This window comes from Thiohalocapsa sp. (assembly GCF_019695415.1).
GTDB lineage: Bacteria > Pseudomonadota > Gammaproteobacteria > Chromatiales > Chromatiaceae > Thiohalocapsa.
The window spans coordinates 19,305-31,648 of record NZ_JAIFKJ010000358.1 but is presented as its reverse complement, the minus strand read 5'-3'; the positions used below and the strand labels follow the sequence as shown (position 1 = coordinate 31,648).

Annotated in this window: 12 protein-coding genes; 5 read left to right on the top strand and 7 right to left on the bottom strand. The window is 64.0% G+C overall.

What is annotated here, in order from left to right; all coding sequences use genetic code 11:
• The first annotated feature begins 235 nt into the window (after positions 1-235).
• The 4 genes from I6U14_RS10355 (at position 236) to I6U14_RS10340 (ending at position 2,773) form a co-directional block, all read left to right on the top strand.
• Entirely contained in the window at positions 236-598 is a 363-nt protein-coding gene (locus tag I6U14_RS10355) for a helix-turn-helix transcriptional regulator (protein ID WP_296899068.1), read from the top strand.
• Between the two features lie 180 nt (positions 599-778).
• On the top strand, positions 779-1,180 hold the full coding sequence (locus tag I6U14_RS10350) for a rhodanese-like domain-containing protein (protein WP_296899066.1): 402 nt from the start codon (positions 779-781) through the stop codon (positions 1,178-1,180).
• A gap of 81 nt (positions 1,181-1,261) precedes the next feature.
• Entirely contained in the window at positions 1,262-1,753 is a 492-nt protein-coding gene (gene secB / locus I6U14_RS10345; RefSeq protein WP_296899062.1) for a protein-export chaperone SecB, read from the top strand.
• A 9-nt stretch (positions 1,754-1,762) separates the two neighbouring features.
• Positions 1,763-2,773 carry an NAD(P)H-dependent glycerol-3-phosphate dehydrogenase gene (locus I6U14_RS10340; protein ID WP_296899059.1) on the top strand — a complete coding sequence of 337 codons (1,011 nt, stop codon included), beginning with the start codon at positions 1,763-1,765 and terminating at the stop codon, positions 2,771-2,773.
• Positions 2,774-2,819: 46 nt separating this feature from the next.
• On the opposite strand, the gene I6U14_RS10335 is transcribed toward I6U14_RS10340, so the two are convergent.
• Positions 2,820-3,287 carry a tRNA (cytidine(34)-2'-O)-methyltransferase gene (locus I6U14_RS10335; protein ID WP_296899078.1) on the bottom strand — a complete coding sequence of 156 codons (468 nt, stop codon included), beginning with the start codon at positions 3,285-3,287 and terminating at the stop codon, positions 2,820-2,822.
• Positions 3,288-3,477: 190 nt separating this feature from the next.
• Between I6U14_RS10335 and I6U14_RS10330 the strand changes: the two genes are divergently transcribed.
• A complete protein-coding gene (locus I6U14_RS10330) occupies positions 3,478-3,702 on the top strand; it encodes a hypothetical protein (protein WP_296899057.1) in 225 nt (74 codons plus the stop codon).
• A 263-nt stretch (positions 3,703-3,965) separates the two neighbouring features.
• Here I6U14_RS10330 and I6U14_RS10325 read toward each other — a convergent pair whose 3' ends face one another.
• From I6U14_RS10325 to I6U14_RS10300, 6 genes are all read right to left on the bottom strand, one after another.
• The gene (locus I6U14_RS10325) at positions 3,966-5,342 is read right to left on the bottom strand and encodes a lysine 2,3-aminomutase (RefSeq protein ID WP_296899055.1); all 1,377 of its coding nucleotides are present in this window, start codon (positions 5,340-5,342) and stop codon (positions 3,966-3,968) included.
• 340 nt (positions 5,343-5,682) lie between these two features.
• Positions 5,683-6,081, bottom strand: coding sequence for a hypothetical protein (locus tag I6U14_RS10320; protein WP_296899054.1), 399 nt, complete (start codon positions 6,079-6,081; stop codon positions 5,683-5,685).
• A 139-nt stretch (positions 6,082-6,220) separates the two neighbouring features.
• A complete protein-coding gene (ntrC, locus tag I6U14_RS10315) occupies positions 6,221-7,657 on the bottom strand; it encodes a nitrogen regulation protein NR(I) (RefSeq protein ID WP_296899052.1) in 1,437 nt (478 codons plus the stop codon).
• Entirely contained in the window at positions 7,654-8,748 is a 1,095-nt protein-coding gene (gene glnL / locus I6U14_RS10310) for a nitrogen regulation protein NR(II) (RefSeq protein WP_296899050.1), read from the bottom strand. Before glnL ends, ntrC begins: the two co-directional genes overlap by 4 nt.
• Positions 8,749-9,327: 579 nt before the next feature.
• Complete coding sequence (gene glnA / locus I6U14_RS10305; protein ID WP_296899048.1) at positions 9,328-10,734, bottom strand: glutamate--ammonia ligase; 1,407 nt, start codon at positions 10,732-10,734, stop codon at positions 9,328-9,330.
• A gap of 354 nt (positions 10,735-11,088) precedes the next feature.
• Positions 11,089-12,285, bottom strand: a complete 1,197-nt coding sequence (locus tag I6U14_RS10300; protein ID WP_296899046.1) for a cation diffusion facilitator family transporter — start codon at positions 12,283-12,285, stop codon at positions 11,089-11,091.
• Positions 12,286-12,344 lie beyond the last annotated feature (59 nt).

Genomic DNA, 12,344 nt, shown 5'->3' with positions numbered 1-12,344 from the left:
ACCTGGTGCCGGGTCGGCGGGGATAGGGTCGGTGGGGGCTGGGGCTTTGGCAGCAGGTGCCTCCCTCTGCTCCGCCGCCGGCATCGCCTGCACGGGCAGCAATGACAGGCACGCCCATAGCAGCGCCCCAACACCGCGCCGGCCGGTGAAGACTGTACTGACGCGTGCCTGGATGTGTCTGGGCAGCCAAAAGTTTATTATCGTATGGTGATGGATTGATATAGAATCCCGAGGCATGATGTCTGATCTGAATTCTCCGACGACTCCGGTGCTGAACGAGGCACGCGACGACGAGGTCGAGCTGTTTGCCGATGACGCCGACATCGAACGCGCGTCCCGCTCCCTCAAAGCCATGTCACACCCGCTCCGGCTCAAGATCCTCTGCACGCTGGGCGCGGAGGAGGTCAGCGTGCAGGATATCGTGGAGCACGTGGGTACCTCGCAGAGTAACATTTCGCAGCACCTCGCCATACTGCGCGACAAGGGCATCCTCGCCTCACGCAAGGATGCCAACCGGGTCTACTACCGCGTAGGCGATGCCCGCACCCTCCAGCTCATCGGCATGATGCGCGAGGTCTTCTGCCAGCACGCGCATTGAGAACCCGCGGCTCCTCCTTGTGCACCGCTGCCGTGCTGGTAGGCGCTGTGTGCGGATGACGGCCCGAACCCACGTCTTTATACTTCGCCCTCCCGACCGACCCACTCGCGCCGGGCCGGCTAAGGCCCGACCCAACCGCCGACCCGTCTTTCCCAAATGCAGGCACAGATCATTGAGTTCATGAGCAACCATTGGGTGTTGTTCATGGCCCTAGGCGTGATCCTCGGGCTCCTCACCTACAACCTACTGGTGGGGGACAAAGGCTCCGTGGACCCCGTAGGCGCGACGGCACTCATCAACCAAAAAGACGCGGCCGTGGTCGACGTGCGACCGGCCGCAGATTTCGCCAAAGGGCATATTCTGCACGCCACCAACATCCCGATGAATGGCTTCAAGAACCAAACCGGCGCGCTGGCGAAGTTGAAAGACAAGCCCGTCATCGTGACTTGCCGGTCCGGGTCCCAATCCCAGGCCGCATGCCATGTGCTGCGGAAAGCAGGATTTCCGGAGGTCTACAATCTGAAGGGTGGCGTGCTCGCGTGGGAGAGTGCCAATCTGCCGCTGACACGCAAGAAGCGCTGACACAGACGCCTGCGCCGGGCAAAAGCCGCGCAGTCGAATCCTCTATCGATCCGCCCGCGAGCAGCATTGGAGCACGCCAGCATGGCCGAAGATAACCAAGCCCAAGGTGGCGCTGAGCGCCAGTTTGCCCTCCGGAACATCTACCTAAAGGACCTGTCCTTCGAGTCGCCGAACACGCCGTCCATCTTCCAAGGCGAGTGGAAGCCGGAGACCTCGCTGCACCTTGACATCAAGGTGAACCAGCTTGACGCGCAAGCGCATGAGATCGTGCTGACCGTCACGGTCACGGCCAAGGCAGGCGAGAAGACGGCCTACCTCGCGGAGGTGCAGCAGGCGGGTATCGTTGCCGCGCAAGGCTTCGAGCAGCAGGAGTACGGTCCCTTATTCTACGTCTATTGCCCGAGCATCCTGTTCCCTTACGCCCGCCAGGCAGTCACAGACTTGGTGGCCAAAGGAGGATTCCCGCAGCTCGTACTGCAGCATATCAATTTTGACGCGATCTACGCACAGAAGCTCGCCGAGAAACAGCAGCAGGCGGGCACCGAGGGCGGCGACCAGCCCACTACCCACTGAGTCACCGAGTTGAGCGACGACGGACGCGAGCAGATCGCGCTCCTGGGAGCCGGCTCCTGGGGCACGGCGCTGGCACTGCTGCTGTGCCGCAACGGCCATGCTGTACGGCTGTGGGGACATGACCCGGCCCATATCTCAGCACTATGTGCGGACCGTGAGAACCGAGCCTTCCTGCCCGGCTTTCCGCTGCCGGATGGGGTCGCGCCAACCGCGGCGTTGAGCAGGGCCCTGGACGGCGCCACCGCCGTGTTGGTGGTGGTGCCGAGCCAGTTCTTCGGCGCGGTGCTCGGCCAGCTGGCACCGGTGCTGCCCGACGGCCTCGGTGTGGCTTGGGCTACCAAGGGCTTCGAGCCCGACAGCGGCCGACTCCTGCATGAAGTAGCCCGCGAGCGCCTGGGTCCGCGGGAGCTCGGTATCCTGTCCGGGCCGAGCTTTGCCAAAGAGGTGGCGCGCGGCCTGCCCACTGCCATCACGGTCGCGGCGTCGTCGTCGGCCTACGCCCAACGGCTGGCGGACCTAGTGCACGCGGCGCGCTTTCGCGCCTACACGCAGAGCGACCTTATCGGCGTACAGGTGGGCGGTGCGGCCAAGAACGTCATCGCCGTCGCCACGGGCATCGCCGACGGCCTGGGGTTCGGCGCCAATACCCGGGCCGCGCTCATCACCCGCGGTCTAGCCGAGGTCATCCGTCTCGGCGAGGCCCTGGGTGCGCGGCGGGAGACCTTCATGGGTCTCGCCGGCCTCGGTGACTTGGTGCTGACCTGCACCGACAATCAATCCCGCAATCGGCGCCTGGGCCTCGCGCTGGCAGCGGGTCAGCCGGCGGCCGCGGCGATGGCCGAGATCGGTCAAGAGGTGGAGGGCGTGGTCACCGCTCGGGCTGTGCACGCGATGGCCGTCAAGCACGGCATCGAGATGCCCATCTCCGCAGAAGTGTACGCGGTGCTCTACGCGGGACGGACCCCCGGCGAGGCGACGCAACGCCTGCTCGAGCGCGCGAGCAAATCCGAGCTGGATTAGGTCTGAGCTGGATCAGGGCGCCCCCGTTCGGCGCGGTGTTGGGCGGTCACTCAATGGCACCGTTGAAGCCGCATTGTCGCCAGGCCTCATAGACCACTACAGCCACCGCATTGGAGAGGTTGAGGCTACGGCTTCCCGCCCGCATCGGCAGGCGCAGGCGGCGAGACGGCGGCAACGTATCCAGCACAGACTGCGGCAAGCCGCGGGTCTCGGCCCCGAACAGGAGCGCATCCTCGGGGGCGTATCGGCAATCTGTGTAATTCGTACCGCCCCGGGTGGAGAAGGCAAGGACACGCCGCCAGCCCAGCGCGGCGCAGCAGGCCTCCAGAGAGTTGTGCACTCGCAGCGCGGCATACTCCCGGTAATCCAGCCCAGCGCGGCGCAGTCGGCGATCGTCCAGCTCGAAGCCGAGCGGGCGCACCAAATGTAGGGCCGCACCCGTGTTGGCGCAGAGCCGGATGACATTGCCCGTATTCGGCGGAATCTCAGGCTGATGCAGGATGACGTGAAACATGCTCAAGCAACTGGCGCCGGGAGCGCGCGATGGCCGGGCGCGCGGTGCGACGCCGACATTGACGGACGCCCGAAGGACCGTGGTATATTAAAAGTTCTGCATATTCCGGACCGGACAGCTGTGGGAGCAACCGTAACCTGATGCTGCCCAACACGGCCAGACCAACCGAACACCCGATGGGGAGACAAGCATGAGCGACATCGCCGCGCTGAAGAAAGAGAAACAGGAGCTGATCGACAAGATGCTGGAGATGCAGAAGCATTTCATCGAGCATGAGCATGAGCACGGCATCACGGGCAAGGACTACTGGGCCTCCAGCGAAGGTCTACTGGCGAACTACCGTCAGGAGTACATAGACATGGCGAATCGCGTGGTTGACATCGCGCACGAGATCGTCGGCTCCAACCGCCTGTAAGCAATCGGCTGCAACCACCGTCGAGCAAGCGGCAAGAGCCGCCTGAGCGGGTTTCGGTCATTGCCGAACGAACCGTTCAGCGGAGCGGCTTTGCGATCAAGCGCCAACGCGTCATCCTCCGGGCGACCCCAGTCCGCCGGCTGACGCCTCCGCGGGCTGCTGATCGCAACCACACTGAGCCCCGCACCGGCCCAGCCGATGCGGGGTTTTGTGCGCCCCATTCCTGCGGAAATCCTATCCCCTCGTAACGCCGGAAGCGCCAATCAGTGCAGGACGCCAGTCCAGCGCTCACGATATTCCGATTCGAAGAAGAACTCTGGCTCGCCAAAGGCGGGCCTGAGATCGTCGAGCCAGGTGGCCTCGGGGTCGAACTGTGCGAAGAACGGCCGGTGCACCCAGTCGGGATTTCGCGCCTGCAAGAAACGGAGCACGAACACCTTCTCGCCAGCCAACTCGGCAACGCCGGTAATCTCCACCTTGCCCGGCCCTGCGCTCATGCTCGGCCCACGAGCTGTGCGGGCGAGGCCGGACACCTGCTGGATACCTTCGCGATAGATCTCCCAAGCCCGCACCAGCGGTACCTTGAAGTAATGGTGCGCCCCCGTGTCCCGCTCCACGAACATGTAGTAGGGAATGATGCCGAGCTGCACCTGCCGGCGCCACAGAGCCGCCCAGGCATCAGGGTCGTCGTTGATATGTGCCAGCAGCGGACCCTGCGTGCGGATCTCGGCCCCGGTGGCGCGAATCCGCTCGACGGCGCGCTCGCAGACCTCGGTATCCAGCTCACGCCAGTGATTGAAGTGGGCCATCAGTGCCACGTGCTTGCCAGCGGCCACCAGCCGCTCAAGGAGTGCCAGCAGCGCGTCGCTGTCGGGATCGCTGGTGAACCGATACGGCCAGAAGGTGAGTGCTTTGGTACCGATCCGGATGGTCTGCACGTGATCGAAATCCCGGCCGAGCAGTGGCTCCAGGTAGGCCTCCAGGTGGCGAGCCTTCATCACCATCGGGTCGCCCCCGGTCACGAGGAGATCGGTGACGCAGCGATGCTGGCGCAGATAAGCATGCAAGTCCTGCGCTTCGTTCGTGGCAATGCGCAACGCCTTGTCCCCGATAAACTGAGCCCAGCGGAAGCAGAAGCTGCAGTAGGCGTGGCAAGTCTGCCCCTGACTCGGGAAGAAGAGCACCGTCTCGCGGTACTTGTGCTGGATACCCGTGACCACCTCGCCGTTCGGCAGGCGTGGAATATTGAGCTCACGCTGGCCGGCGGGATGAGGGTTCAGCGTTTCGCGAATGCGGGCGACGACGGCGTCCAGTTCGGCCTTACCAGCGTCATGCCGGAGCAGATCCGCTACCTGGGCGTAGTGCTCCGGCGTCAGCATGCCGGCCTGCGGGAAGGTCAGCTGGAAGATCGGGTCATGGGGCACGTTGGCCCAGTCGATGAGCTGTTCGATCACATACTCGTTGACACGGAACGGCAGCACCGTGGAGACCACCTTCATCGCGAAACGTTGGTCTGATGGCAGGTGATGGATCGCGGTGATGCGATCGAGGTCGCGCTGCGTGTAGACGCGGAAAGGGCGTCCCTGCTCGGCCGCGCTGGGTCCGATCTGGCCCGTCTGGAGCAGGTTTGTCGCTGTCATGGTTGTTCCTCCTTCCTGCGTTATCGGCCCAGCGACGAATAGCCTACGGTGGGCCCCTAGCGGCACCGCTGCGCTCGTCGTGGCGATGTTTGGGTCTGAGAGCGCCCGCAGGCCGGATGCTGCGTGGTGGCCGCGGGGTCTGGGAGACCCGCCCGATGGCGGGTGGGTGGGCAGGCAGTCTAGTACGCTGCCGCCGCCGCTGTGTCACGATACGGTGACGGCGTGCAGCGGGCTGCGCCGATTCAGCTCTCCAACTTAGCACAGCCGCAGGGGAAGACAACACCCCCACGGGCAATATGTGCACTAAACAGCCGTTGGCGGGCGCGCTGGATGAGGGGGTTCAGTCGTCGCGGATGTGTCGCTGGTACTTGGGCACGTCGTGCATGTCGAGGAGGATGGCGCTGCCGCTTGCGACCAGCGCTGGCTGGTGGCCCTCGAACTGCAGCTCGACGCGGATGACCCCGCGGCTCGCTAGGGGCAGCGGAATCATGTCGCGGTAAGTGTAGATGTTGTCGTCGATGTCGCCGCCCGTGCAGGTGAGCGGGACGTCGGGTATGTCTCCCTCGATTTCGGGCGCCTCCAGTATCAGGTTCCCGGTCTGCCACCAAAGGGTCTTTTCTGCCGACCCGGTCATGGTTTTGATGATGACGGCGCGGGAGAAATGGATGCGCAAATGCGCGTCGCTCTGCTCGATGGCGTCGATCTCGGAATCGGCAAGCTGGATGCTGCTGCTGTCCATAGGCCTCGGTGTGATTTGAACCGGCGGACGAGGTGTCTTGCGTCGCGTGCTGCGATATCGATGCGAGTGTGGCCACATTCAATGTCATTCGCCGTCCGTTTGGGGCACGTCGAGGCGGCATACGTCGCGTCCAGATGCGTCAGGCGGCATCCTCATCGTCTTCGCCGGCGGTTGTGGCGCCGAAGTCCATATTCAGGTCCTTGATTTTGCGCGTCAGGGTGTTGCGCCCCCAACCGAGCAGCTTTGCCGCTTCCTGCCGCCGGCCGCCGGTATGCTCCAGCGCCACCTGAATGAGGATGCGCTCGAAGGCAGGCAACGCGCACTCGAGGATCGCGCCGTCTCCCTGCCGCAGTCGCCGGCGGGTCCAGGCCCGCAAGGCTGTTTCCCATTGCTCGTCATCGCCGCCGTCACCGTCGGTCTCGCTCAGATCGGGCGGCAAATCATTGACTCGAATCTCCTTGGTGGAGGCCATGACGGTCAGCCAACGCGCGGTGTTTTCCAGCTGGCGGACATTACCCGGCCAGTCAAGCCGCTCCAGGTGCGCGAGGGCGTCGGAGGCGATGGTTTTGGGCTCACAGCCCAGTTCTTGCCCGGCCTGGGTCAGGAAATGGCGCATCAACAGCCCGATGTCCTCGCGCCGCTCACGCAACGGCGGCAAATGGATCCGGATGACGTTGAGCCGGTGGAAGAGGTCCTCGCGGAAACGGCCCTGTCGGACGTGCTCTTGGAGGTGCTGATGCGTGGCGGCGATGATGCGGACATCCACCTTGATGGGCGAGAGCCCGCCGACCCGGTAGAACTCGCCGTCGGCGAGCACCCGCAGCAGACGCGTCTGCAGCTCCGCCGGCATATCACCGATCTCGTCCAGGAAGAGGGTGCCACCATCGGCTTGCTCGAAGCGACCTTCGCGTCGGGTTTGGGCACCCGTGAACGCGCCGCGCTCGTGGCCGAAGAGCTCTGACTCCATGAGATCGCGCGGAATCGCCGCCATGTTGAGCGCGATGAAGGGGGCACTGGCGCGAGGACTGTGTCGATGCAGTGCCCGCGCCACCAGCTCCTTGCCGGTGCCTGATTCGCCATTGATGAGCACAGTGATGTTCGAACGCGCCAGCCGCCCGATGGCGCGGAACACCTCCTGCATGGACGGCGCTTCGCCGATGATGTCCGGACTGTTCTCCAGCGACACCGCGTCGGCGCCCGCCTGCTCTTGGGCGCGACAGGCGCGGCGCACCTGGTCCACAGCCTCGTCGAGATCGAATGGCTTCGGCAAGTACTCGAAGGCCCCTTCATGGAAGGCCGAGACCGCACTGTCTAGGTCGGAGTGGGCGGTCATGATAATGACCGGTAGATGGGGGTAGCGGGCGTGAACCTGCTGCAGCAGCTCCAGGCCATCGACGCCGGGCATACGGATATCCGAAAGGATGACATCGGGTCGATCGCGGTGCAGGGCGTCCATGATGCCGACGCCATTCGAGAACGAGGTCACGTCCATGTCCGCCTGCCGCAGGGCGCGCTCAAGGACCCAGCGGATGGAGCGATCGTCATCGATGACCCAAACGCTCGGAACCTTTGTCATCGCTGGCCTCCCTCCTCGTTCGCCTCCAGGGGCAGATACACAAAGAATCGAGTGCTGCCCGGCCGGCTCTCGCACTCGATGAGACCTCCGTGTTGGTTGATGAGCTCCTGCGCGATGGGCAGGCCCAACCCAGTGCCACCGGAGCGCCCGGACACCATTGGAAAGAAGATGCGGTCGAGCAGCTTCTCAGGAATACCCGGACCGGTGTCAGCGATCTCCACCCGCAGCACCAGCCGGTGCAGCTCGTTGCCGAGGGTGAACTGCCGCAGCACGCGGGTTCGGAAGCTGAGCTCACCGGCGTCGCCGGCCGCCTCTGCACCATTGCGGGCGATGTTGAGCAGGGCCTGGATCAAGCGGTCGGAGTCAGCGCTAAAGTCGGGAATGCTCGGGTCATAATCGCGGTTGATCGCCGGGCCGGTTGGATACTCCGCGGTCAGCAGTCCGCGGACATGCTCCAGGACATGGTGAATGTTGACGTCGCGCAGCTGCGGAAGCTGGTTCGGCCCGAGCATGCGATTGAGGAGGCCTTGCAGGCGGTCAGCCTCATCGATGATGATGCGTGTGTACTCGCGCAGCTCCTGGCTGGGCAGCTCGCGCTCCAGGAGCTGCGCCGCGCCGCGCAATCCGCCAAGGGGATTCTTGATCTCGTGCGCAAGGCCCTTGAGCAAGGCTTGTGTCGCCTGGTGTTGGGAGATCAGGTGCTCTTCGCGGGTGATGCGGATCTGCCGATCCACCTGATGCAGCTCCATCAGCAATTGTGCGTCCGACTCGAATTGGTGCAGTGGCAGCACCGTACAGTTCACCCGGATCAGGTCTCCGTCCGGTCGACACAGCTCCACCTCACGCTCGGTGAACGGCTGACGGGTGTCTAGGGAATCGCGCAAGCGTGCTTCCACCGGCTCCGCGGGGCAGGTCACGAGCTCGCCTGCGCCTTTGCCGAGTACGGCATTTGCGCTCACGGCCAACAGGAGCTCGCCCGCCGGATTGATGTAACAGAGACGCAGTTCCGCGTCGAACAGCAGGACTGCGGTGTTTAGATTGCCCAGGATCGAAGAGGCCAGTTGATTGTTTCCAATAATCTTATGCTTCATGGAACTGACTCGATCCGCAAACGGGCGGCGGCGGGTGCTGCGCGCCGGCCGCACTTACCCTCGCGCCGACGCCGATTGCGGCACAGCCGGGGGCGCGCGGATTGAGTTGAAGCAAGATCTGAACCAGCCGCCAAATCGGCGGGTGGGGCGTGTCAGTGCGCGGCGTACAGGCAAACGACCCGCACAGGGCGACTGGCAACGCATCGTACTGCACTATTATAGTGCATGGGACGCACCGACACAGCACTAGTTGCCGTTGGGGCTCGCAGTCAGCGGAGGCAGCCGGCCTGGCACCGGGAGGCGCACGTGCAAGTGCGCGCCTGTTGTCGAGCGGTCAGCAAGACCCACGGGTACCGAGCACAAGTCCATCCGGCACTATCTGGGCTTGGCTCTCTGCACTTACTGTTCTTTAAAAGAGACAGGCCGTATCCTCGGCCTCGACGCAACGCCTCGCGTCGAAGACGCGAGACGTCGGAGGTGACAGGAAGCTAAGGCCTTGTCTTCATTGCCAGGCCGACACCGGCCGGGATGGCCGGTGACCAGGATTTTGGCCAAGGACGGTCAAGAATCGGCGTGCCGTTACAGGCTGTAGTACATGTCGAACTCGATCGGATGCGTGGTCATTCGCAGCTGCGTGACCTCACCCATCTTGAGGGCGATGTAGCCATCGATGACATCGTCCGTGAAGACGCCGCCCTGGGTCAGGAAGTCTCGATCCTTATCCAGTGCATCTAGCGCCTGGTCCAAGGAATAGCAGACCTGCGGGATGGCCTTTTCTTCCTCCGGCGGCAAGTCATAGAGGTCCTTGTCCATGGCATCGCCCGGATGTGTCTTGTTCTGAATGCCGTCCAGGCCGGCCATCATCATCGCCGCAAAGGATAGGTACGGATTGCCCATGCTGTCTGGGAAGCGCACCTCGATGCGGGTCGCCTTGGGGTTGGCGTCGTGCGGGATGCGGATGGACGCGGAGCGGTTCTTGGCCGAGTAGGCCAGCATCACCGGCGCCTCGAAGCCCGGCACCAGACGCTTGTAGGAGTTGGTGGAGGCGTTGGTGAAGGCGTTCAGTGCGCGGGCATGCTTGATGATGCCGCCAATGTAGTAGAGCGCGGTCTCGGACAGGCCGCCGTACTTGTCGCCGGCGAAGATGTTAGTGCCGTCCTTCGCCAGGGACTGGTGCACGTGCATGCCGTTGCCGTTGTCGCCGACCAGCGGCTTGGGCATGAAGGTCGCCGTCTTGCCGTAGGCGTGGGCGACGTTGTGCACGCAGTACTTCAGGATCTGGTTCCAGTCGGCGCGCTGCACCAGGGTGGTGAACTTGGTGCCGATCTCGCACTGGCCGGCGGTGGCGACCTCGTGGTGATGCACCTCCACGGGCACGCCCATCTCCTCCATGGCAAGGCACATGGCGGCACGCAGGTCGTTGAGCGAATCCACCGGCGGCACCGGGAAGTAGCCGCCCTTGACGCTCGGGCGATGACCCATGTTGCCGTCTTCAAAGACGCGCTCGGAGTTCCAGTCTGCCTCGTCGGAATCCACCTTGTAAAAGGCGCCGCTCATGTCGGCACCCCAGCGCACGTCGTCCAGCACGAAGAACTCGGGCTCCGGGCCGAAGAAGGCGGTGTCGGCAATCCCTGTGGACTTGAGGTAGGCCTCAGCGCGCTTGGCGACAGAGCGCGGGTCACGCTCGTAGCCCTGCATGGTGGCGGGCTCCAGGATGTCGCAGCGCACGATTAGGGTGTTTTCATCGGAAAAGGGGTCCATCACGGCCGTGTCGGCTTCCGGCATCAGCACCATGTCCGAGGCCTCGATACCTTTCCAGCCGGCGATGGAGGAGCCATCGAACATTTTGCCGTCCTGGAACAGGGACTCATCGACCATGCTCGCGGGCAGGGAGACATGCTGCTCCTTGCCGCGCGTGTCGGTGAAACGCAGATCAACGAACTTAACGTCCTCGTTCTTGATGGTCTCCAAGATCTTCGATGCCATAATTGTCGGTCTCCCGTCGGTTCGAGTGAGGGGGTTAGTAATGAGCCGGTTGCCCCCTTTGGGCGAGGCAACCGCCCGGTGCGTCCGGACCCGCTGTGTCTCGAGTGGCTGGCGCGTCGCGTCTCACCGCGGTCTCAGCAAGTCCGCTAAGCAGGTTTCGTACCAGCAAGCGCCGAGCGCTCAAAAATCGGCCGGCGGCGCAGGGCCGTGCAGCCATAATCGTGCGCTGCCGATGATGCGGCAAGGGGACCCCGGGCTCGCGCGGCCGCAAAGCGGCCGCAACCCGTCTGGCAGGGCAAACGCCGAGGAATCAGCTCACGCCGGAAAGATGTGCGAGCTTAGGGCGGCATGGACTCAAGATGCACCGTTACGGTGCGCACACCGGCGGTAGACACTAAGCGCGGAGAAGATGGGATCGCCCGCGATGGCAGCCCAGGCACGCTCAGCGAGCGCATTGTCTGCCTCAGCCTGGGGCGCATCGTCCTCTGGCAAGAGGACTTCCACCTCGATGCGGCCATTCAGGTAGTGAAGCTGGACGCGGTCCAGCCGGCCCAATGCCGGCAAATTGGCCCAATGCGCGGCGAGGCGTGACAAGGTCTCGCGTCGACTCGGCAGCCCCATGGTCGGTGGGGCGATATTATCGTCTTCTGGGTCGATATGGACGGTAACGTCTTCTATCTCGTCGATTCGCTGTTTGAGCTCCTGCTCCACCTTAACACTGATCAGGTGGCCTTCCGAGACGCTGATGTAAGGGTCCACCAAAACGTGGACATCTGTCGAGACGGTGCCGCCCATGGAGCGTGTGCGCAGCATATGCAGGTCGCGTACGCCGCCCACATTGAGGATGGTCTCGCGCACCGCGGCGAGACGCTCCGGCTCAAGGCCCGTGTCCACCAGCTCCCGAGCGGCGTCGAAACCGAGCTCCCAAGCGATGCGGGCGATCATCACGGCGACGACGAAGGCAGCCACCGCATCCAAATAGGGCAATCCCGCCAACGTGCCCCCAATGCCGATCAGCACCACGATGGACGAAATCGCATCAGTGCGGTGATGCCAGGCGTTCGCCCGCAGCATATCCGAACGCACGCGCCGGGCGTAGGCCAGGGTGTACCAGTACAGCCATTCGTTGACCGCAATCGATGCGCAGGCAGCGTAGAGCGTGATCCACGACGGCTTGAGCAGGTCCCCGGGTGAGAACAGCCGCAGCGCAGCATCCCAGCCAACACCGATGGCCACTGCGAGCAGCACCAACGACAACGCCAACGTCGCCATGGTCTCATAGCGACCGTGGCCATAGGGGTGCTCATCATCCGGGCCGCGGCTTGCCTGGCGGCCGGCGACCCAGACCAGGGCATCGGTGGCCAGGTCAGAAAGGGAGTGGATACCGTCGGCAACCAGCGATTGGGACTGGCCCAGTATGCCGACGAGGATCTTCACAACGGACAAGACCAGATTCGCAACGGCGCCCACCAACGCTGTGCGGGCGATAGCACTGCGCCGCTCGCGCAGGCGCTCGGCATTTCTGCTGCCCGGGGCGATGGCTGCTCCCATAAAGCTCTCCCGCTGCGGCTCTGGCAACGCCGGCCAAGACTCGCCGCGATCGCCGATGC